Origin of the sequence: Porcincola intestinalis (assembly GCF_009696445.1) — a bacterium.
GTDB classification, from domain to species: Bacteria; Bacillota; Clostridia; order Lachnospirales; family Lachnospiraceae; genus Porcincola; species Porcincola intestinalis.
The window spans coordinates 46,212-68,576 of sequence record NZ_VULZ01000010.1 but is presented as its reverse complement, the minus strand read 5'-3'; the positions used below and the strand labels follow the sequence as shown (position 1 = coordinate 68,576).

The 22,365-nt window shown below is 55.3% G+C and carries 20 protein-coding genes; 1 reads left to right on the top strand and 19 read right to left on the bottom strand.

Annotated features, from left to right (window positions below; translation table 11 throughout):
- Window positions 1-66: 66 nt before the first annotated feature.
- The 15 genes from FYJ35_RS09810 to FYJ35_RS09740 form a co-directional block, all read right to left on the bottom strand.
- The gene (locus FYJ35_RS09810; RefSeq protein ID WP_154526024.1) at window positions 67-1,596 is read right to left on the bottom strand and encodes a M28 family metallopeptidase; all 1,530 of its coding nucleotides are present in this window, start codon (window positions 1,594-1,596) and stop codon (window positions 67-69) included.
- 12 nt (window positions 1,597-1,608) lie between these two features.
- On the bottom strand, window positions 1,609-4,287 hold the full coding sequence (locus FYJ35_RS09805; protein ID WP_154526022.1) for a transglutaminase-like domain-containing protein: 2,679 nt from the start codon (window positions 4,285-4,287) through the stop codon (window positions 1,609-1,611).
- 19 nt (window positions 4,288-4,306) lie between these two features.
- Window positions 4,307-5,050, bottom strand: a complete 744-nt coding sequence (locus tag FYJ35_RS09800) for a copper homeostasis protein CutC (protein ID WP_154526020.1) — start codon at window positions 5,048-5,050, stop codon at window positions 4,307-4,309.
- 10 nt (window positions 5,051-5,060) lie between these two features.
- On the bottom strand, window positions 5,061-5,828 hold the full coding sequence (locus FYJ35_RS09795) for a DeoR/GlpR family DNA-binding transcription regulator (protein ID WP_154526018.1): 768 nt from the start codon (window positions 5,826-5,828) through the stop codon (window positions 5,061-5,063).
- Between the two features lie 16 nt (window positions 5,829-5,844).
- Window positions 5,845-7,152: an alpha-L-fucosidase gene (locus FYJ35_RS09790; RefSeq protein WP_154526016.1), complete on the bottom strand. Its 1,308-nt coding sequence runs from the start codon at window positions 7,150-7,152 to the stop codon at window positions 5,845-5,847.
- Between the two features lie 87 nt (window positions 7,153-7,239).
- Entirely contained in the window at window positions 7,240-8,214 is a 975-nt protein-coding gene (locus tag FYJ35_RS09785; RefSeq protein ID WP_277067518.1) for an ABC transporter ATP-binding protein, read from the bottom strand.
- Window positions 8,215-8,216: 2 nt separating this feature from the next.
- Entirely contained in the window at window positions 8,217-9,197 is a 981-nt protein-coding gene (locus tag FYJ35_RS09780; RefSeq protein WP_154526014.1) for an ABC transporter ATP-binding protein, read from the bottom strand.
- A 5-nt stretch (window positions 9,198-9,202) separates the two neighbouring features.
- Window positions 9,203-10,126 (bottom strand): ABC transporter permease, encoded by a 924-nt coding sequence (locus tag FYJ35_RS09775; RefSeq protein WP_154526012.1) that lies wholly within the window; start codon window positions 10,124-10,126, stop codon window positions 9,203-9,205.
- 1 nt (window position 10,127) lies between these two features.
- Window positions 10,128-11,066, bottom strand: coding sequence for an ABC transporter permease (locus tag FYJ35_RS09770; protein ID WP_154526010.1), 939 nt, complete (start codon window positions 11,064-11,066; stop codon window positions 10,128-10,130).
- Window positions 11,067-11,256: 190 nt separating this feature from the next.
- The gene (locus FYJ35_RS09765; protein ID WP_154526008.1) at window positions 11,257-12,855 is read right to left on the bottom strand and encodes a peptide ABC transporter substrate-binding protein; all 1,599 of its coding nucleotides are present in this window, start codon (window positions 12,853-12,855) and stop codon (window positions 11,257-11,259) included.
- A 377-nt stretch (window positions 12,856-13,232) separates the two neighbouring features.
- Complete coding sequence (locus FYJ35_RS09760; RefSeq protein WP_154526006.1) at window positions 13,233-13,805, bottom strand: nitroreductase family protein; 573 nt, start codon at window positions 13,803-13,805, stop codon at window positions 13,233-13,235.
- 68 nt (window positions 13,806-13,873) lie between these two features.
- The gene (locus tag FYJ35_RS09755) at window positions 13,874-15,079 is read right to left on the bottom strand and encodes a glycosyltransferase (RefSeq protein ID WP_154526004.1); all 1,206 of its coding nucleotides are present in this window, start codon (window positions 15,077-15,079) and stop codon (window positions 13,874-13,876) included.
- A 127-nt stretch (window positions 15,080-15,206) separates the two neighbouring features.
- The gene (locus FYJ35_RS09750; protein ID WP_154526002.1) at window positions 15,207-16,571 is read right to left on the bottom strand and encodes an MFS transporter; all 1,365 of its coding nucleotides are present in this window, start codon (window positions 16,569-16,571) and stop codon (window positions 15,207-15,209) included.
- Window positions 16,572-16,700: 129 nt separating this feature from the next.
- The gene (gene trxA / locus FYJ35_RS09745) at window positions 16,701-17,012 is read right to left on the bottom strand and encodes a thioredoxin (protein ID WP_154526000.1); all 312 of its coding nucleotides are present in this window, start codon (window positions 17,010-17,012) and stop codon (window positions 16,701-16,703) included.
- 13 nt (window positions 17,013-17,025) lie between these two features.
- Window positions 17,026-17,979 (bottom strand): NAD(P)/FAD-dependent oxidoreductase, encoded by a 954-nt coding sequence (locus tag FYJ35_RS09740; RefSeq protein WP_235906512.1) that lies wholly within the window; start codon window positions 17,977-17,979, stop codon window positions 17,026-17,028.
- Between the two features lie 307 nt (window positions 17,980-18,286).
- Between FYJ35_RS09740 and FYJ35_RS09735 the strand changes: the two genes are divergently transcribed.
- Entirely contained in the window at window positions 18,287-18,565 is a 279-nt protein-coding gene (locus FYJ35_RS09735) for a type II toxin-antitoxin system HicB family antitoxin (RefSeq protein ID WP_154525996.1), read from the top strand.
- 110 nt (window positions 18,566-18,675) lie between these two features.
- On the opposite strand, the gene FYJ35_RS09730 is transcribed toward FYJ35_RS09735, so the two are convergent.
- From FYJ35_RS09730 to FYJ35_RS09715, 4 genes are all read right to left on the bottom strand, one after another.
- On the bottom strand, window positions 18,676-19,428 hold the full coding sequence (locus tag FYJ35_RS09730) for a glycerophosphodiester phosphodiesterase (RefSeq protein WP_154525994.1): 753 nt from the start codon (window positions 19,426-19,428) through the stop codon (window positions 18,676-18,678).
- A gap of 1 nt (window position 19,429) precedes the next feature.
- Window positions 19,430-19,684: a kinase to dihydroxyacetone kinase gene (locus tag FYJ35_RS09725; RefSeq protein ID WP_154525992.1), complete on the bottom strand. Its 255-nt coding sequence runs from the start codon at window positions 19,682-19,684 to the stop codon at window positions 19,430-19,432.
- 159 nt (window positions 19,685-19,843) lie between these two features.
- Window positions 19,844-20,779 carry an alpha/beta fold hydrolase gene (locus FYJ35_RS09720; RefSeq protein WP_154525990.1) on the bottom strand — a complete coding sequence of 312 codons (936 nt, stop codon included), beginning with the start codon at window positions 20,777-20,779 and terminating at the stop codon, window positions 19,844-19,846.
- A 53-nt stretch (window positions 20,780-20,832) separates the two neighbouring features.
- Window positions 20,833-22,137, bottom strand: a complete 1,305-nt coding sequence (locus FYJ35_RS09715; protein WP_154525988.1) for an O-acetylhomoserine aminocarboxypropyltransferase/cysteine synthase family protein — start codon at window positions 22,135-22,137, stop codon at window positions 20,833-20,835.
- Window positions 22,138-22,365 lie beyond the last annotated feature (228 nt).

Genomic DNA, 22,365 nt, shown 5'->3' with positions numbered 1-22,365 from the left:
TTGAGGATGCATGGCTCTCTTGATTGAGTACGACGATTGATGATTTCTGTCATACATATCTGTTGATCAGTATTCCGCGAATAGCTTCTGCAGCTCTAATCCCATCTCCTCTGGCAGCTCACGCTCAGAAGCGGAGACCTCCCTGCCTGCAAGATTCCGCACCATCGCTTCGATCAGGTCTGCTTCTCTCCCAAGCTCCCATGCGGACAGAAATCGCTGCTCATCGTGGCAGGTGTGCATGCCAAAGCCGTCTCTGTCGTATGTAAGGGCCGGAACACCCTTCCAGGCAAACGTGTTGGCGTCCCCTGACCAGATGCTCTGCCTGACTTCCGCGTCACTTCCATATTCTTCTAGAATTGTCCGGATCTCAGATGCAAATGAATCGCTTCCTGTCACGCCGATGACATCTGATCCGATTGCCTGCCCGGCCAGATCAATGTTGATGTCTGCCAGACACGCCCTAAGCTCCGATTCGTGACGCCGCACATAAGCATAGCTTCCGAGCATCCCCTGTTCTTCAGATCCAAGCCAGGCGAAACGCACTTCTCTGTCTGCCGGGTGCACGTAAAGGCGTCTGTACAGCTCCACCAGGACGCTGCATGCTGCCAGGTTGTCATACGCCCCCGGTCCTTCCGGTACGGAATCATAATGAGCGGTCAGGAGTACGTAGCCTTCCCTGTCTGTCTTTCCGCTGACAGAAGCGCAGACATTCTGAGAGGTTTTCCGGACGATACGACTGTCAGTCGTCAGTCTTGCCCAGGTTTTTCGGCTGATTCCGGGGAGTTGAGGCTGCTTCTGAGGTTCATCCGCTGCCATCTTTTCGATCAGCATCGATGCATCCTGGCAGTGAATCGTCGCGCCGGGGATTGTTCTCTCCTCGCCGCGGCTGATCCGCCGTCTAGCCGGAAGTCTGTCCTGCCCAACGTCAATGGGTGTCCCTGTGACTGTGAGATACGCCGCGATGCCTGCCTCGGAAAGCTTTCTGTACAAGTCAGAGCTGACTGCTTGATTCAGCATGACGATGCAGCCCTTTGCCAGCGACAGCGCATGGGTCCCGCCATCCTCCACATACAGAAGCGGCCCGGCTGCTTCGAGGCGCTCAGGTTTCTCATTCCGCGCCGGGTCGTTCAGCTGTTCCCGCGCTGTTGCCTGACCCAAGGATGCGTCAGCCTGTCTCTTCGCTGCTTCCTGTCCCACGGATGCGTCAGCCTGTCTCTTCGCTGCTGCCAGACCCACGGACGCGTCAGTCTGCCTCTGTGGTGCTGCCTGATCAGTGGACACGGGTGTGTCCGACGGCACATCTGTATAACTGCTCTGCCGCACCGGCCTGTCATATGCCCGCACGGGGATATGCAGAACGCTGGCCTTTGAATCGCTGCCGGACACTGTCAGTGCAGCTGTCTGTTCACAGAGCCAGATTGGGAATGACTCTGTCTCAGGCTCTCCGCCTGCCATGCGGATGGTCTTCGCGATATGCATTGCGGCTTCCCTCTCCGCGCCGCTTCCGGCAGGTCTAGGCTCATCAAGTGCTTTCATCCACTGCAAAAGCCTCTGCCCGGTCGTCACGCCCGATTCCCGGTCCTTCCTTCTGTCCAAAACAGCCCTCCTTCACAGGTTCATGATTTGGATGAGAAGGCGTCCTGTCCCGACCTGATAGCCACCGGCTGAAAAGATACCGTGCCCGCTTCTGTCTGTCACAAAGATGAAGGGAAGCTGCCCCGGATCCAGATAAAAGCTGCGCATCAGCATCTCCCTCTCCGACGGCTCCTCTGCATAGCAGCACTGAATCGATGGAAAACGATCTGTCACCTTCCGGACCAGTCTCTGCTCCTTCTGCGCTGGTATATCGGTGATCAGCGAAATTGCAGGCGCAATCCGCTCATACGACTCCTCATTGTCCAGCATTTCGTTCAGGATGTGCTCCGTTGGCTCCTGCCCCGGAGCCAGCCAGATGTACAGCCTCTTCTTCCCATTCTGCTGCCGGACAGCCTCCCCGTTGTCCTCTCTCAGATGAAGAGGCGGCATGTCGACAGAGACAAACATCTCCTCCGGGCGGATCTGCTGTATCTTCAGACGAATATCCACCTTCTTGTCTGCCTCCGCCCGGATATGGTATTCCAATACGTGCGCATTCCCGTTCGGCAGCCGCTGAGCGGTAACCAGGCAGTATCTGCCCGGCACAAGTGGAATGTCCATGCGCCCATGATTCCAGTTGTCCTTCAGGGAGAGGAATTGATCCGGCTCCCCTTTATCAGAGAGCCGGGTCAGCCCCCACGTGGTCTCATATTTGACATCTGCCTCATCATCTGTGCGCAGGGTCAGGCAGGATGTCTCCCTCCGGGAACGGTCGAACGGAAGATATTCAGCCTGGACCGACGGCGCTCCTTTTTCTGACCGGCTGCCTGATACCCGGTATTCTGCTGTCCCATCGTCTTCCCGGATTCTTGCGGGAATCCCGCAGACACGGGCGACTGCCACCGCCAGCACCTCTCTGGAGGGCTGATTGCAGACACCGCTTCTCAGTGCTGCCCCGGGCGTCATGAGCAGCTCTTCGAAGTCTTCCTGCGGCTGCTCATGAACATGGCTGTTCACAAAATCCCGGATCTCTTCCGGATGTGCCGCAAAGTACGCGATCCGCTCCTTACCAAGAAATGCCGAAACCTCCTCAAACCAGCTGCTCAGGACTTCATTCCCGATGCGCAGACCGAAAACCTCCGGATCCGAGCATTTTTCTCCAAAGCCATTCTCCAGAACTGCTGAAAGATGTCTCCTGACGATCTCCTCCCTGCAGTCGGTCAGATCCTTTTCGCTGAGCGAAGAGAGCACTGTCTTCCTCGCAAGCTCCTGCTCCGGTGTCCCGGATGCGGTTCTGAGGAAAGCGGTTCCGGCTGCCTCCCAGTCCTTCGTCCGCGCATTCCGGATTTCCGCTGCCCTTTCCAGAAAAGCACTGTCCGCCTTCCTCTGCCCGGCATCTGCCTGCGGATAAAAGACAGGCTTCTCAGACGGTGCCGCGTACTCAATCTGCTGCCAGCCTTCATCATAATCGCTGCCCGGGTTAGGGCTGTCCGGGCTGCCGCCTTCTGCCGCCAGCATGACCTCCGCATCACCGCTTCCTGCCTGCAGAAACGCATCCCTGAGCGCACTGCTCAGCGGATGGATCCGGAGCATCCCGTCGCCGGCAGAAAAGCTCAGCTGTCCATCTTCGTCTGTTTTCTTCCGGGCCAGGGTTTTCCAGGAGCCTTCGTTATAGACCTGCAGCTCAACCACGACCGCTTTTTCCGCCTGTCCGGTCTTTTTCTCCGTCAAAGACCGGGCTGACACAGACTGAGCTGGTACAGACTGCCCTGACACATCCGGCTTTCTGCCTGCCTGCCCTGACGCAATGACTTCCTTTGCAACCTGCACCTGGATTTTTCTGACCTCTCTGTACCTGGCTGTCTGATTACATTCCGTCACGCAGCCATCCGTCCCGATGATGTCCTCATCCTCCAGAAACGCCCCCTTTGTATAGGCTCTGCTTCTGACCAGCATGGTTCTGGAGGAGGCTCTGTTGAACCATCCCTGGTTCAGAACAGACTGCGGCTCGCAGGCGCCGAGGAACTGCCAGCGGCCTGAGACCCAGACCTCAACCCAGGCATGGTTGTCGTCCGTGTGTGCCCACCATGGCGCGTAGACCTGCCGCGCCGGCACGCCTGCCGCACGCATGGCATTCACCACAAAGACGGACTCCTCCCCGCAGCGGCCATATCCTCTGCTGTAGAAGGCTTCCGCCGAGATCGTCCGGATATCGTCGCTGTGATACGTTCCGTTTTCCGCCGCCCAGCGGTTGATTTCCAGCGCGCGCTCCTCCTCTGTCTGTGGCTTTTCCGTTCCTTCATACAAACGACGGTCCAGCTGCTCTCCAAACAGCTCCCGGCACGGCCGGATCTCCTCATTGTTGACACGGTGAAACAGAACATACTCCCCGAAGAAATCGGCCGGAAGTGCCGCGACCTGGCTTCTGTTCTTTCTCAGCCAGACGCCGCGGCGCGCAAAATCCAGGTACATCTCAGCCGGGTACATCATCACATCAGAGACCGGCATCCAGGCATACAGAAATTCCAGCGCCGTACGAACATCTGCATCCAGTCCCTCCAGATATCCGTCCGACGGAAATCCGGTTAAAGCGCAGCTGTCAGCCTGGCTGCGCTCCTTCATCCCTGCATGTGCCATGCAGGACTTCAGCCTGCCTCTTCTCTCCAGAAAACGATTATGAACCTGAAGATCCATTTTCTCCGTAAACAACATGATGTCTGTCCTCTTTCCCTTATCCGAGAATCGCCCTTGCTTTGCGGACTTCTTCCTCGTCTGTCCTCCAAATTCTGTATTCAGAACTGCTGTCCTCGCCCATGCTCACCGCAGAATTCCGGTAGATCATGCGGCTCGATACCGCCATCTTTCCGGACATATGGTAGACCGGCGCATGCAGCTCCTCTTCCAGATGCTCCAGATTCCCGGAATTGACACCGCCGCCCGGCATGATGTCCAGTCTCCCGTCCGCGCCGGCTATGATAGCCTTCAGATTTCCGATGCCCTTCTCCACGTCCGGCGCCTGGCCGGATGTCAGGATCGTCGAGATCCCGCCGAGTGACTCAATATCCCGGAGCGCCTGTCCGGCATCCCTCGCCATATCAAACGCACGGTGGAAGGTCATATCCATCGGCCCTGCCGCTTCCCGGAGCCGCTTCATCCGCTTCAGATCGACATCTCCCTCCGGCGTCAGACAGCCGGTCACAACCGCATCCGCCCCCTCCTCCCGGAACAGGGCAACCGCATCGCACATGATTCCGAACTCATACGCGCTGTAGCAGAAGTCCCCGGCACGCGGCCGGATCAGGACGCGCACCGGAAGATCCGTGCAATGCCTGACGGCTCTGTAAAGAGAGAGCTCCGGCGTAGTGCCGCCCATCGGCAGGCATCCGCAGAGCTCCAGCCTGTCCGCCCCGCCGCGAGATGCCGCCAGGGCAGACTCCACACTATCCACACAGACTTCCAGTTTCGTCCTTTTCATACCGGCTCCTTCAAATAATATCGACGCCGACCGATTCGATCAGCTCCCGAATCTCGGGATTTGGTTCTTCATCGGTGATGACCGCATCAATATCATCCAGCTTTGCATACTTGTAGCATTCATTTGAATCAAACTTCTGGTGTTCCATCAGGACATACTTATGCCTCGAGGCTTTCAGGGCAGCGCGCTTTGTCAGCCCGTCCTCCGCGCCGAGCGTTGTCAGCGAATAGTCGGAATCTGTCGCGTCGATCCCGCAGCAGCCGAAAAATCCCTGGTCAAAGCTGTAGCTTCGGATTGCCGCCGCGGCCTCAATCCCTATAAAGCCGTTGACGCTCGTATGCATCCTGCCTCCCGTCGCGATCGGCGTGATGGAGGGTGACTTCACCAGCTCCTCCAGGATATCGATCATGTTTGTCACGACACGAACCTTGATTCCCGATGCCGCCAGATTCTGCGCAATCAGGACATTTGTCGTCGAGACATCCAGAAAAAGCGTCTCCCCGGGGCGGATCAGGGATGCGGCCTTTGCCGCGATGATCTTCTTCTCCTCCGTGTGAACCGTCCTCCGCTGGACGACCTCACGATTCAGGGTATAGTCTCTGGAGAGCAGCGCCCCGCCGTAGATGCGCTTCAGACTTCCGGCATTCTCCAGCGTCTTCAGGTCCTTCCGGATGCAGTCATCCGTCACACCGAAGCGCTCGCTCAGGTCGCGAACCCGAACCTTCCCGCTCTCGCGCAGGCTCTCAAGAATCTTCTGCTGCCGCTCCTCCGTAAACATGTTCTCCCTCTTTCTGTCATGCCTCCAGTTCCAGCTCCAGAACCGTATCGGTCTGATCCGGGAGCACCGGGTCCGGTCCCAGATCCGCAAACAGGATGTCCGGATAGTCGCTGTGCACCCAGGAAGTGGAAATTTTCACCTCCGATCCGTCCCGGAGAAGCCGGACCCCCTTCACCTTGTCCTTGGGGATTCCCGGAATCGGGAACGGTCCGATGGTATTCTCAAAGATATGAACATAAATCCTGCTGCCCTTCCGGGTCAGCCGGTACATCCCCTCCGGCTTTGCCGCACAGGCTCCGCAGCCGTAAATACTGTCTCCATTTTCCCGCATGAAGCTCCCGATCTCGTGAAGGATCCGGACGGACTCCTTTGGGAAATTGCCCTTTGCATCCGGCCCGACGTTCAGGATCATGTTTCCGCCCTTTGATACACACTCCACCAGCTTTCTGACCAGCATGGAGGATGGCTTGAAGAAATGATCCTGCGCGCAGTAGCCCCAGTGTCCGTTCATGGTCACGCAGGCTTCCCAGACAAGGCTGTTCCCGGCAGGATCCTTCAGCCCTGCAGGCGGGATCATCTGCTCCGGCGTGATAAAGTCACCATGGTAAGGAGTCGGATGGCCTTCCGCAAGCGAGCCGAACCCCTCTCCGCTGACCTCCAGTCTGTTGTTCAGGATGATATCCGGCTGGAGGCTCCGGATCATCGACACCAGCTCGGTGGCCTTCCAGGCTTCCCCTCTCAGATCGTCATAGGAGAAATCGAGCCAGAGAAGGTCGATCTTCCCGTAATTCTCCATCAGCTCCCGCACCTGCGCATGCATGTACTTCAGGTAACGGTCAAAATCACGTCCCTCGTTGCCGCACTCCGGATGGTTCCTCATCGGGTGCTGGCGATCCTTGTAATGCGGAAAATCCGGATGCCGCCAGTCGATCAGGGAAAAATAGAGTCCGACCTTCAGCCCCTGTTCCCGCACAGCCTCGACATACTCCCGAACCAGGTCACGATGGCAGGCCGTGTTGGTCGACTTGAAATCCGTATACTTCGAGTCATAGAGGCAGAAGCCATCATGGTGCTTGGCCGTCATGACCATATATTTCATCCCGGCATCTTTCGCTGCTTTTGCCCATTGTCTCATATCCAGATCGCATGGGTCAAAGGCATCAAAGTATTTCCGGTACTCGTCATCGGTCATCTCCTCATCGCTCATGACCCACTCCCCACGTGCCGGGATGCTGTAAAGCCCGTAGTGGATGAACATCCCGAATCTGGCTTCGGTGAACCATTTCATCCTTTTCTCATATGCTGCGCGGTCAAACTGATACATCTCAAGTCTCCTCCCGGTATCTTTCTGACAGGCTGTTTTCAAGTCTCACGGTCACTTCTCTGCACCTGACCATCCCACAGAAGTCTCTCAGTCTGCCTCATGGCAGGCGACAAAATGTCCTGGCCTGAGCTCTCTCAGCTCCGGACGGCTCTTTTTGCAGACATCACTTTTCACCGGACAGCGGCTGCAGAACCGGCATTCATTCTCCGGCAGTGAAATCGGGCTGGGCACGGAACCATTCAGCATGATTCTTGAGCGCTTCTTCTCCACATCCGGGTCCGGCAGCGGAATTGCGGAGAGCAGTGCCTGCGTGTACGGATGCATCGGATGCTCGAACAGCTCCTCCGCCGGCGCCACCTCAACCAGCGCGCCCATGTACATGACTCCGATCCGGTCACTGATGTGGCGGACCATGGACAGATCATGCGCGATGAACAGGTAGGTCAGCCCGTGCTCTTTCTGGAGATCCTCGAGCAGATTGACCACCTGCGCCTGGATCGAGACGTCAAGTGCGGAGATTGGCTCATCGCAAACAATGAAGTCCGGCTGAACAGCAAGGGCACGCGCAATCCCGATGCGCTGGCGCTGTCCGCCTGAAAACTCGTGCGGGAAGCGGTCCGCATGCTCCTTCTGCAGCCCCACACGCTCCAGAAGCCGGATCACCGTCTCCCTGCGCTCCTCCTCAGAAGCATACAAGTGGTGAGCATCCATCCCCTCCGCCACAATATCGATGACCTTTCTTCTCGGGTTCAGAGAAGCATACGGATCCTGGAAGATCATCTGCATCCGTCTCGTCAGAAGATGGCGCTGCTCCTGTGAGGTCTCCTCCCCGACCTTGATGCCGTCAAAGGTAATCTCTCCGGAAGTCGGCTCGTACAGGTGGATCACCGTCCGGCCGAGGGTGGACTTTCCGCAGCCCGACTCTCCGACCAGTCCGAAGGTTTCCCCCTTGTTGATATGAAAGCTGACATCATCGACAGCCCGGAGCACTTTGCCCCGTCCGACATGGAAATACTTCTTCAGGTGCCGTACCTCCAGAAAAGGTGTCTGTTCTGTTCCCACGCTTACGCCTCCTTCGCTCTGGGGTCAAGCATCCAGCAGGCTGCCCTGTGTGCTGTTCCCTGATCATAGAAATCCGGCATGAACTTCTCGCAGACCTCCATTGTCTGGCGGCATCTTGCTGCAAATGGACAGCCCGCCGGCGGCTTCATCAGTCCGGGCGGTGTCCCCGGGATCGGGTGAAGCCGTTCCTTGTCCCCGGCTCCCGGGATCGAATCAAGGAGTGCCTTCGTGTATTCGTGCGCCGGTGAATAGAAGATATCCCTTACATCTCCTGTCTCGACAATCTTTCCGCCGTACATGACGGCGACTCTGTCCGCGATGTTCGCCACAACGCCCAGGTTGTGCGTGATGATGATGATTGATGTCCGGACCTTCTTCTGAAGCTCCCGCATCAGATCGAGGATCTGCGCCTGTATGGTCACGTCCAGCGCTGTTGTCGGCTCATCGGCGATCAGCACATCCGGATCGCAGGCAAGTGCCATCGCGATATCAACCCTCTGACGCTGCCCGCCTGAAAGCTGATGCGGATACTGTCCGTACCGGGTCTCAGGATTGGAGATGCCGACAAGGTCAAGCAGCTCCACGACACGCTTCCTGCGCTCGTCCGGCGTCATCTCCTTGCGGTGCAGTTTCAGAACCTCCTCAATCTGCTTGCCGATCTTCATCGTCGGATTCAGAGAGGTCATTGGGTCCTGAAAGATCATGGAGATATCGGATCCGCGCAGCTTTTCCATACGCCTGTCCGAATACTTGCTCAGGTCTTTTCCGTGAAACAGCACCTGACCGTCTGTGATCCTTGCATTCTTTGGCAGGATCTGCATCACTGCCTTCATCGTCATGGACTTTCCGCAGCCGGATTCTCCTACGACCGCGAGGGTCTCCCCCTGTCTGAGGCTGAAGGAAACATCCCGGACTGCATGGATGATGCCCTTCTGCGTCCGGATATCCACGACAAGATTCTTCACTTCGAGTACATTTTCCATCTGATTCACCTGCTCATCTGCGGATCCAGGGCATCCCTGAGACCATCACCGAGGATGCTGAAGCACACCATGATCAATATGATAATGATTGCCGGGAAGATCATCACATGCGGATAGTTCTGAAGAACCTGGTAGCCATTGTTGATCAGGACACCGAGGGAGGCCTGCGGCTCCGCCAGGCCGATCCCGATGAAGCTCAGGAAGGCTTCTGTAAAGATCGCGCTCGGGATGGTAAACATGACGTTGATGACGATCACGCTTACGGCATTCGGTACCAGATCATGCAGAATGATCCCTCTGCTGCTTGTCCCCAGTACCCTGGAAGCCAGGACAAATTCCTGGTTCTTGAGTTTCAGGATCTCCGCCCGGACCAGACGTGCCATGTTGACCCATCCGGTTATGGAAAGTGCCGCGATGATCGTCCCGACGCCCGCCGGAAATGCCATCAGAAACAAAATCACAATGATCAGGCTCGGAATTCCAACCAGGACTTCGATGATCCGCTGCATGATGGCATCCACGCGTCCGCCGAACAGAGCGGAGACGGCGCCATAGGTCACGCCTATGAAGATATCGACCAGCGCCGCGACCACCGCAATCATCAGGGAGATTCTGCAGCCCATCCAGCACCGCACCCAGAGATCCCGGCCGAACTGGTCTGTGCCGAAGATGTGGGCCTTGTCCGGAAGCGCAAAGATTGCATTGTAATCCGGTTCCTTGAAGGAATAGCGAGAAAACACCGGCGCAAAGATCGCCAGAAGAACAATCGCTGCCAGAATAAACAATGCCGCCACAGCCGCCCTGTTCTGCCTGAGCCTGTACCAGGCATCCGCCAGCACCGATGTCATCGGCGCGTCAAGGTGTTCCCTCTCCGCTTCATCCACCTTCACCTTTCGGAACATGGAGTCCTTTACACAATCATTGGTCATCTTAGTCCTCCTGTTCCTTTGAAAGCCGGATGCGCGGGTCGATCAGTGAATAGATGATGTCGACAAGCAGGATCACCAGCATATAAAACGAAGCGTAGAATACCGTGATGCCCATGATCACGGGATAATCATTTCCCTTGATACAGTCGACAAACAGGCTGCCGATTCCCGGGATGCTGTATACGCTCTCCACCGCAAGGGAACCTGTCATCAGGTTGATGACGATTGGTCCGAGGATGGTGACAACCGGTATGATGGAATTCCGGATCGCATGAAACATCAGGATCCGCATCTGACTGAGGCCCTTCGCCTTCGCGGTCACGATGTAGTCCTGGTTGAGAACATCGAGCATCTCCGTCCGCATGAACCGGGCAACCATCGCCGTGGCGCTGAAGGAGAGCGCGATCGTCGGAAGGATCGAACACTTCCAGTTTGTCCAGAATCCGATCGGCAGGATTCCCCACTTCAGTCCGACAAAGTACTGAAGCAGCGCCGCCATGACAAAGTTCGGGACAGAGACGCCCAGCACCGCGATGATCATTGTGATGGCGTCAATTCCGCTGTTGTGGTGCCAGGCTGCCAGGATTCCGAGAATCAGCCCGATGGCCAGTCCGATCAGGACCGCCTGCGCACCGATGAGAAAGGAAGGTCCGAGTCTGGACGTGATGATGCCGGTAACCGGCTGGTTGACATAGGTAAAGGATGTCCCGAGATCACCGCGCAGCATATTCCCGAGATATTTCACGTACTGGACCGGTACCGGGTCGTTCAGCCCGTACATCTCCAGCACCTTCTCCTGCTGCGCCTGCGGCATGGAGGCGAACCGTTCCGGATCGAATGGCGTCCCGGGCAGTTTCTTCATCAGGAAGAATGTACAGGTCGTGATCACCCAGAGCGTGACCACAATATAGATCAGTCGTTTAACAATGTAGCGAGCCATGAGCCGCCTTCCTTCCACATGATTCTGATATAAATCAGGCTGCATGTTGATTCCCATGCAGCCCAATTGATCAGCACCGCTCTCTCATGATGTCCCGTCAAAGCAAGTTGCCGAGCGATGTTGAATCCGGTAAACATTCAGGTCCCGAAGCCGGGACTCTGCGGCATACAGCGGCATACAGCCGCCCGCATCACTCGAAGTGTGCGTACTTGAATTCCATCGGTACCCCGATCGGATGGCTGACCAGATCCTTCAGATTGGACTTGGTCAGAACCGCATGTCCTCTGTGGTAGATCGGAGCCACCACCGCGTCTGTCTCAACGAGAAGCTTTTCTGCGTCAAGCATATCCTGCAGTCTCGCCTTGTCATCCGTCTGGGACTTTGCATCTGCGATCAGTTTGTTGTAGTCATCGTTCTTATAGTTTCCACGATACGGTGTGCCGTTCGTCCACAGATCCAGGTACGTCATTGCATCGTCATAGTCAGCGCCCCATGCCGTGAAGCCGAACTGGTAATTGTTCGCATCCATCTGCTCGCCGCGCCCCTGCATCGTCTTGGTGTCGATCTTGACGCTCAGGCCAAGGTTCTGCTCCAGCTGACTCTGGATGAAGGTTGCAACGGTCTTCATGACACTGTCATCGCCGATCAGGAGCGTGACTTCCTTCGGAGCATCAGAGCCAAGCTCCTTGACCGCCTTGTCATAGCACTCCTTTGCCTTCTCCGGATCATACGGAGAGACATCACCGTTCAGCTCTCTGAAGGTCTTGCTCCCATCGCCTGCCATTCCATCCGCAATCAGTCCGGTTCCGGCAGCGGAGCCATCTGCAAGGATGCTGTCGACAAGCGTCTTGCGGTCAATCGCAAGGGAGATCGCCTTGCGCATATCCACGTTGCTCATGACCGGATCGGTCAGATTGAACTGCAGATAGTTGGTTCTGAAATCGGTCAGCTGGGAGAATTCCGGATTGTCCTTGTTCGCCGCGACATCCGTTCCGGTAATCTCGACCTGAGACAGCTCGCCTGCCTTGTAGGCATTCAGGGCTGCCGCGGAGTCCTTCATGACACGAACCTTCGCATTCTCGATCGCGACGTTGTCCGCATCCCAGTACTGATCATTCTTGACAAATGTCGCACCGACTGCCGGGTCATACTCTGTAATCTTGTAAGGTCCCGAGAACAGCATGTTGTCCGGTGTCACATCGAACTGGTCTCCCTGTGCCTCGCAGAACTTCTGGTTGACCGGAAAGAACATCGACATGGTGGTGAGTCCGAGGAAGTAAGGGGTCGGATTCTTCAGCTTGACCTGAAGGGTCTTGTCATCGACTGCCTTGACCTCCACCTTGTCCTCTGAACCGCTTCCTTCATTGTATTCCTGACCGCCGACGATGTAGTCCGTCATCAGGAAGCTGTAGCCGTTGGTTGCGTCCGCGCTCATCTGCTTCAGCCATGCGTAGACGAAATCCTGCGCCGTGATCGGCTCTCCGTTGCTCCACTTGATGCCATCTCTCAGATGGAACGTGTAGGTCAGCTTGTCATCTGAAACCTCATACTTGTCGCAGAGCGCCGGCTGCGGAACATTGTCGGCATCCATCCGGAACAGTCCTTCCTGCGCCTGGTTCATCACAAGGAAAGCCTGGCTCTCGGAAGCTGCCCACGGAACCAGTGTTTTAACCTCCGCGTTGACCGCGACATCCAGCTCCTGTCCTGCATCATCAGCCAGCGCCGGAACCGCGCTCATCCCTGAAGCCATCACCATCGACAAGATACCTGCCAAGACTCTTTTGTTCATATGTCCCTCCTGCTTGTTTTAGCGGTGAAACGATGGTTACCAATCTTCTGCAGTTGATTTGAGCGTATTATAGGGCATATTCTTATTGTTTTCAATTGGTTTTATCGTATTTTTTATCATTTGTTATTGTTTCATTCGGATATGTGTGTATGTTGCACAAATATTTATTGTATATATAGGCATATCGCCGGTTTTTCGGTTTTGCACAGGCAGCCGCAATCTTTCCCGGGCAGGCAGACCTTCTTCCTCACGGTACCTGCCCTTTTCCAAAAACAGGAAGGAGCCTCCGGTTTTTCTCCGAAGACTCCCTCCTGCTTTCTGCTTGTTCTGTTTGTTCTGTTAACCGGCACAGGGCCGACGCTCATCCATCCGCCTGCTTACCTCACAATACGGACTCTCCTGCCGATCTCCTCATCATCCTTTTTTCCCGGCTCCTCCACGATGCCGCCGAAGGGCATCTGCGCGATGAGTTTCCAGTCCTCCGGTACATCAAACAGCTTCCGTACCGCTTCGTTGATCACCGGATTGTAATGCTGAAGATTCGCTCCGATTTCAAGCTCGCGGAGCGCAGACCAGATCGAAATCTGAAGCATTCCGTTGGACTGCTGTGCCCAGACCGGAAAGTTCGCCGCATACAGCGGAAACTTCTCCTGAAGTGTCTTCACGACCGATTCATCTGTGAAGTACAGCACGGTTCCGGCGCCTGCCCGGAACCCATCGATCTTCTCTCTGGACACCTTCCCGCCGAATACATCATAGACCGTATCCCAGAGCTGATTCTGCTTTTCTCCAAGGGCGACAATCACTCTCTGGCTCTTCATATTGAAAGCATCCGGCACAAGCTTCACAGCCTCCTGAATGGTCTCGACAACCTTCTCCTCGCTGACTGGAAGCTTTTTGTCAATCTGGTAATATGTTCTTCTTTTCTGCAACGATTCTATTACACCCATCTGTTTCTCCTTATTCTCAGTTGTGATTCATCGGAAGTCTCTCCCGCAGCGGCTTCCGCCCGGCTCTCTCAGCCTTCATGCTGCGTCTGATGCTGCTGCATCTCCTTCTCTGTCTCCTTCTTCTGTCTTACGGCTTCAAGCCGCTGAGCCTTCTCCTGCTCGGCCTTCAGGAGCTCTTCGTCCTTCCCTTCATTCTTCTTGTCATCCTTGAAGATGTACTTGTGCTGAATCTTGTAGCTCAGGAAGAACAGCACGACATCCGTGATCACCTTGAAGCCGACCGCGGAACCGCCGAGGACACCCTTCAGCACACTGACGATCAGGGCGCTCAGCAGACACTGGACGGCTGACAGGGCCATGAACTCGCCGGCGCTTTTGGCCGACTGCTGAGCCTTGTCCGACTTGAAATGAAAGACAAAGTGCTTTGTCAGCAGATAGTTCACCGACGCCGAGATCAGCCTCGCGCACACGGTTGCGTACAGGATCGCGAACATCTGCCCCCGGAACGTCACACCGGTGAAGATGCCAAACATGATGATATCGACAATCGACGCCATCAGCGATGTGATCGAGTAGAGAATGAACTTTTTGACCACCGTCAGGATGATCCCGAACGTGTCGCCAGGACGCCGTGCCTTCTCGTACCCCTTTTCAAAGGAAACATAGTGAACCGGTACCTGAAGGAATCCGATTTTTTCAAAGGACATCAGCATCGCAGTCTCATATGAATACCGCTCCGCTGAGACATCCAGACAATGCTGAACCCTCAGATCCGGGATGCCGAAGATGCCGGACATAGGATCTGCAAGCCGCACGCCCATCAGCATGTGGTAGATCAGCTTCATGAGCACATTCATGCGGTAGTCATAGTCGGTCACCAGATGGCTTCCGAAGTCCCTGGAACCCACGACGATCGCGTACGAGCCCATCTCCTGTTCATTATGGAGAGACTCCGCCATCTTCTGCACATCCGCCACCGGTGTAAGCCTGTCGGAGTTCAGTGTGATGATCCCATCCGTCTGCCCGCTGAAATGCTCCTGGTAATGCGTCATCGCTGTCCGCAGGGATGCGCCGATTCCCTTATTCTCCTCGTGCGTCAGGACAAGTGCACCTGCACGTTCCACCTTATAGAACACCGGAAGCTTGTCTGTGCGGCTTCCGTCATTGACCACGATGATGTCCTGAAAGCCCGCCTTTTTCAGCTCGGAGATATACCCTGCAAAAGAAGCAGGCGGATTGTATGCAGGAATCACGATTACACATCTGTACGCCATATCCCTGCACCTCCTTCCTGCATACCTGGCGTTCGTCGTGGGATTCACATCAACGCCATCATATCAGACGCAGGGTGCTTTTGTAAATGTCCGGCCGGCAAAGCCGCCTGCCGGCTGAAGCCCTCTCTCATCTCTCTGCTTTCTGCAGCTTTGCCATCACTTTCTTTTCATCATAGCGGCTCATCAGAACAGCTGCCAGCAGGCAAAGGACTGTCGAGGACACGGCCGCGATCCGGTAACCTGTTCCTGCGCTTCTTCCGATTGTCGCAAAGCTTGTAAACAAAAGCGCCGCCAGGCTCTGTCCCATCTTCATTGCAAATGTCCGCGCCGCAAAGAACATGCCATCGTGGTTCTCTCCCGTCGTGATCTCATCACTGCGGGCAATATCCGCGACAACCGTCTGGGGCAGAATTCCGAGGATCGCCATCGACGGCGCCGCGATGACCATGACCAGAATGCCGAAAGCCATGCCCTTGTTCGTTCCGGCCTGCCCGGTTGACACGGCGGTGATGAGATAGACAACCGAAAACTCGATGAACGCCCAGACGATCATTTTCTTCTTCGTGATTTTCCGGGACAGTTTTCCCACAGCCATATAAAGAGCGACGGAAATCAATGTCATCCCGATATAAAGCACCGTGTTCATGGTCTCCGGAAGCTTCATCAGCGAGGTAACAAAGAAATTTAGGCCAGACTGAAACATCGTGACCGCCACCCAGTAGCACACATCCGATCCGACAAATATGCGGAAATCCCTGTTTTTGAATGTCTTTGCAAGGGACTGGAATGCATTGCCGCTCACTGGCTTGATTTCCACATAGTCCTGTTCACGGATGGTGAAGGTCGGTACCAGCAGGCAGACAAACGCGATGACTGCCAGCACAGTGAACGTCACGCGAATCGCCAGGACCCTTCCGAGCGCCGGCGTGAGTGCGCCCCAGATGAATGGGCAGGCATAGCCGAGCGCACTTCCGAAGATAAAGGTGAATGAGATCGTGGTTGACAGTCTCGTCAGCTCCTCCTGATTCTTCGGCAGCTCCGCAATCAGTGCATTGTATGGGGTGCAGTACAGTGTCATGAACAGATAAAAAAGCAGCATCATGGCAAGCACCCAGACACCATTGACCGAGCTCTGTCCATTCACCGGCGCACAGTATACCAGCACCGTCACCACAGCAAGCGGCAGCGCCGCTCTTCTCATGAATGGAAGCCGCCTGCCCTTCGGATTCCGGCTCCTGTCCGACAGATTCGCAATCCAGGGATCTGTGACAGCGTCGAACACACGCCCCAGCGCATAAATGCCACCCAGAATCGTAAACACGCCCAGGATTATGCGTCCCTGCGGCAGAAACAGCGTCTGTCCTGCCTTCAGCATCTCCGTATCCGGCTCATAGAATGTAATGATCCAGTTTGTCACCAGCGCGGAAAGAATGCTCCACCCAAGCTGTCCGATTGCAAACAGCCAGATGACCTTGCTTGTCAATTTCTTCATACGAAACACCCTCCATTCGGTATCCTTTGTCTATTTTAACACATTGAAGGATGTTTTTTTCTTTCTCTTTAAATGTACAGAAATGCCCGGCTGATTACTCAGTCGGGCGGAACATACGAGAAAAGTCTGTTACTTGTTCTTCTCGATGAAGCTTCTCATCGAAGCCTCCGGGGTAAAGCCGACGTTCTGGTCCACCTTCACACCATCACGGAAAACAGCTACATAAGGGATGGACATGATCCCGAACTTCTCCGCAATGTCCGGATTCTCATCCACATCCATCGCATAGAACTTTACATCTGTGATCTCATCTGAAAGCTTCTCCAGAACCGGCCCGAGCATCTTGCACGGTCCGCACCATGTTGCGTTGAAGTCCACAACCGAAACTCCATCCTTCACTGCATTTGCAAAATCTTCTGAATTGATAACCTTGACGCTCATAAGATATCCTCCTTCATGTACTTTCTAACATTCTCTGCTTTCTAACATTCTGATCCAGATACGCTGCCGCACTGATGGCAGCCACATTGCCTTCCCCTGCTGCCTTGGCAATCTGATAGGGGAGTCCTGTCAGATCCCCGGCCGCAAACAGCCCCGGCAGGTTTGTCGCCATACTGCGGTCAACCTTCACATGGCTGCCGGAAAGCTCCAGCCCCGGCACCAGCTTGTCCGGCGCGACACTCTCCCGGAGAAGAAAGATGCAGTCCGCCTCCAGATGATCCGGAAGCGCTCCGTCCTGCAGCCTGCTCCCTTCTCCGGCTCTGAGAGAAGCGCCCTCGGGTCTGTAGGGAGAGTCTGTCAGCTGAAGCCGCATCCTTCTGTCTGCCTTCCCGACCGACACCGGCTTTGCCCACAGTAGATGTACCGATTCCGGAAGGGACACCTCTGACCGGTACATCGGAAGATATGTCACCTTTGAGCAGGTCTCACTTAGAAATACCGCCTCGCTCTCCTCCTTCGGATTCCATCCGACAACAATGACTTCCTTCCCCTTGTAGAGCGGTGCGTCGCAGGTTGCGCAGTAGCTGACGCCGCGTCCGAGGTTTTCATTCTCTCCCGGGAGCGGCTTCCCGAAGGAGGTTCCTGTTGTCAGGATCACGGAACTTGCTTCCAGAAAGTCCTGATCTGCCTGTAGGCTGAAATAATCTCCCATTGCATAGATGCCTGCCACCCTTTTCTCTGTAATCGGGATGCCTGCAGCCTTTACCTGATCCAGAAGCCTCCGGTTCAGCTCCGGACCCGTCACATCCGGCAGCCCCGGGTAATTCACAATCATATGTGTCTTCGCGATCTTCTCAGATCCCTTCTCACTTCCGATCAGAAGAATGCTCTTGTTGCGGCTCTTCGCCGTCAGGGCCGCCGAGATTCCTGCCGGACCTGTGCCGACAATTGCAATATCATATCTCAATACGGCTTCACCTCCCTGCTTCTGCCATCCTCGCTGCCACCATCCCCGCCATGGACCGCTGCATAAAGAATAAACAGATTCTTTCATTCATGATTCAATTAGATTGTGCGCAATCTTTATGGCTCCACTATACCTGTACAAAGGATATCTGTCAAGCCCAATTTTTACATGTCCGCAGCACATCCCCACATCCCCTGCTGTATTTCTGTTGTGATGTGTGTTGCGATGTACCCCTGCTGTACGGTTGACACCCTCCGGCAACCCTTTTACAATGGCAGGGTGACAGCAGCATAGAAAGGATATCATCATGAAATTTTATTATCCGGTCATAATCGGTAAAAAAGATGAGGGAGGGTGGCATGCCTCCTTCCCGGACCTTGCGATGTGCGAGGTTGATGGGACAGATGAATTCGATGTGCTCCAGAATGCACGCGACGCGGCATACAGCTGGATTGACCTGGAGCTTCAGGAAAAAGACCCGAAGCTGCCTTCTCCATCCGACCCGAAGGATGTAAAGACAGCCCCCGGGCAGGAAGTCCGGATGATCCTGGTCAACTACCGTATGACCGAAGGCTGGGACGAGTGACTTTCAGCCTTCCCTCCCGCTTCGAGAAAGAGCTGCAGCCCGGAAAGGCTGCAGCTCTTTCTGTATGTTCATGTGTTCACATCTTTCTTGCAGTTCCATGCCATCCTGCGTCATACAGGATCTGCTGCCCTCAGTTCCTCGCGCACTTTGATGGCGCGATCCGGATAATTCGTGATGACAGCATGCACGCCGGCCTTCATGCAGGCTTTCATGTCCGCCTCCCGGTTGATTGTCCAGACGTTGACATCCAGCCCGAGTCTTCTGCAGTCCTCCATGTACCCGGGATACTGCAGACACCAGCCCGACGGATGAAGGGCATTGACATGGAGCGCAGCCGCATACTGCGGTACATCAATGAACCCGTCCTCATACAAAAGGCCGACCTTCGCCTTCGAATCGATCTGCTGCACACGCCTGATTGAATAATGGTTGAAGGAGGAGTAGATCACGCGATCCTCCATCCCAAACCTGTGGACAAGATGCACCGCCGCTGCCTCGATTCCCGGATAGAAAAAGACGCCGGTCTTCAGCTCGATGTTGATCACCATCCTCGTCTCATCATGCACGTACGCCAGCACTTCCTCCAGCAGCGGAATCTTTGCATTCCCGGCACCGAACTCCGGATGGAGCTTTCCGAACGACATGCTCCGAAGCTCCTGAAGGGTGTAGTCCTTCACATATCCCTTGTGGTCGGATGTCCGGTCGATCGTCTCGTCATGGCAAACGACAAGGCTGCCATCCGCCGACAGCTGGACGTCCAGCTCGATGCCATCCGCCCCGAGGGCTGCGGCATACTCATACGCCGCCATCGTGTTCTCGGGAGCATATCCCGACGCGCCTCTGTGCGCCCACACCTTGACCATCTCAGCCTTTCAGCCCCCTTGCCTGGCGATCCATATCCTCGACAACAATGTCGTAAATCTCACCGATCGACCTTCCGTACTCAAGCAGCTTCCAGGGCTCATTCGTATGGAAATGAATCTTCACCGGATCCCCGTCCCCTCCGACGGCGAGCAGGCAGTCTCCATCGAAGTGCTCCGTGATATAATCCCGGATCTCATCCTCGTCCAGATCCTCTCCGTCAATCAGCATCTGCGTATCATAGCGGTATTGAAGCATAGCCGGCTCCTCTCATCATTCCTGATATACTGAACAAACATGCATGTTGTTTCTGATTCTTCAGTCATTTTAAGGCGGCACAGCCGCCCCTGTCAACAAACAGCGCCTGGCTGGACATGCGAGCCGCCCCCGGCTTCCTGCGGCTTTTGAAGCTGTCCGCTACACCAGCCCCTTCCCGGTCAGATGCCGGCCTATCCAGTTCCTGATATCCTCGTACACTTCCTCTTTGCCGATTTCATTGGTCAGCTCATGTCGTTTTCCCGGATACAAGTGTATGTCCACGTCCTTGATTCCGGCAGCGCGATAGCTTTCGAAGACCTTCTTCACTCCTTGTCCATACGAACCCACCGGGTCTTCTTCCCCGGATATGAACAGAATCGGGATGTCCTTTGGGATCCTTCCGACATGTCTCGGGTCCTGAATGTACCGGATGACATCAAACAAAGTCTGATATCCATTTACCGTGAACGTATAGGTGCAGAACCGATCGGCATTGTATCGATCGACAATCGCCGGATCACAGGTCAGCCAGTCATTCGCCGTACGCGGGTTCTGAATACGATCCAGATATCCCTTGAAGGAAAGCTGTTTCAGAAATGCGGAGCGGTAGCGCTCTCCGTGCGTCAGCCTCAGCCAGCCGGCGATCAGGTACGCGGCACCCAGAACAGGTCCCGGCGTATAGCCTGTCCCTGAAAGAATTGCACCATCCAGTTCGCCGCCATATTCCATCAGGTATCTCCTTGCCAGGAAAGAGCCCATGCTGTGTCCGAACAGAAAAAGCGGTACATCTCCGTATGTTTTCTTTGCATACTTGGTAACCTCATACTGATCATCTACCAGCGTTTTGCTTTTTCCCGCCCCGATATAACCCAGGTCCGCATCGCCTGCCGCCGTCTTCCCGTGACCCAGATGATCATTTCCGATTACCAGAATTCCATACTGATTCAGCCAGAGCGCAACGTTCTGAAAACGTTCGACATACTCGACCATCCCATGCGAAATCTGCAGAATCGCACGGATCTCCCCCTCCGGCTCCCAGACTTCCACATGCAGCCTGTTCTTCTGATCGGTAGAGGGGATCGAAAGCTCTGTCATGATAATCTGCCTCCCATTGCACATTGAAAATCCGGCCGGTTTCAAAAGTGCCGTCAGACAAGTGTATCCAGCGCCTGTTTCAGATCCGCGATCAGATCCTCCTTGTCCTCGATGCCGATGGACAGGCGGATGGAATCCGGATAGATCCCTGCTCCTTCCAGCACCTCCTTCGGCTGGCCGAAATGAGTGGATGTTGCCGGATGAGTGATCAGGGACTTGGCATCGCCAACGTTGACCATGAAGCCGAACAGATGCACCTTCTCAAGCAGAGAGGCAGCATCCGCCTGGCTCCCATTGACCCGGAACATCATCATGCCGCTGCACCCAAGCGGGAAATACTTCTGTGCGAGTGCATGATATCTGGAAGACTTCAGCCCCGGATAGGAGACGGAGCGGACCGCCGGATGCTGCTCCAGAAACTCCGCGACCGCCTGCGCGTTTTTGCAGTGTTCCCGCATCCGGAGCGACAGTGTCTCGATCCCCTGCAGGATCAGCCACGCGCTGACCGGGCTGAGATTCGCGCCGACATCACACAGATACACCTGGCGAAGTCTCTGGGAGAACATTTCCCGGTCCATCTTCTCAGCGCCGACCCAGTCTCTGTACTTCTGATTGAACGCCTCAAACTGCGGGAACTTCCCGTTCAGCCACAGGAATCCGCCCTTCTCGACGACCAGCCCGCCGATCGTCGTGCCGTGCCCGCAGAGATACTTCGTCGCTGAGTACACGACGATATCCGCCCCATGCTCAAACGGCCGAAACAGATAGGGTGTCGCGAAGGTATTGTCGATGACAAGCGGAATCCCGGCATCATGTGCGACCGCCGAGAGTGCTTCGAAGTCCGGTACATTGATCAGCGGGTTGCCCAGACACTCCACATAGATTGCCTTTGTGTGCTCGTCGATCTGTGCCCTGAATGCCTCCGGGTCATCCGGGTTGCTCACAAACTTCCCGGTGATGCCATACTGCGGAAGAATACCGGTCAGAAGGCTCGTTGTCCCGCCATAGATCGTCTTGACCAGAACAATGTTGTCGCCCGCCCGACAGAGATTCAGGATCGTATTCGTGATGGCAGCCATGCCGCTCCCGAAGGAAACCGCCCGTACGCCCCCCTCCAGGGAGGCAATGCGGCGTTCCAGAACGTCATTCGTCGGATTCTCGAATCTGGAGTAGCTCTGCCCCTCCTTTGCGAACTTGAATACGTCGATACAGTTGTCAATATCTTTCAGGGAATAACAGGCGCTCTGGTAGATTGGAACTGCCTTTGACCCATAAGTATCCCCGTCCGGATTGTAGCCTGCGTGGAGCTGTCTCGTCGTAAAGCCAAGTGTCTGATCCCGGTCTGCCGTGAATGCCATCTCTGTTCTCCTTCCAGACACAGGAGGATCGGTTGGTCTTCCCGTGTCATTATCTGCTGTCAGTAATCGAGTCTTCTGGATATTGTACGCCGGCTGTCCGTCTTCTGTCTAATATCCGATTATTGTACCCCGATATAGATGATATCTATATCGGGCAGTGCCCTTTCGCTTCATTTCAGTTATAATATGATGACAGTGTCAAAAGTCCGCCACCACACCTGCCTGCAT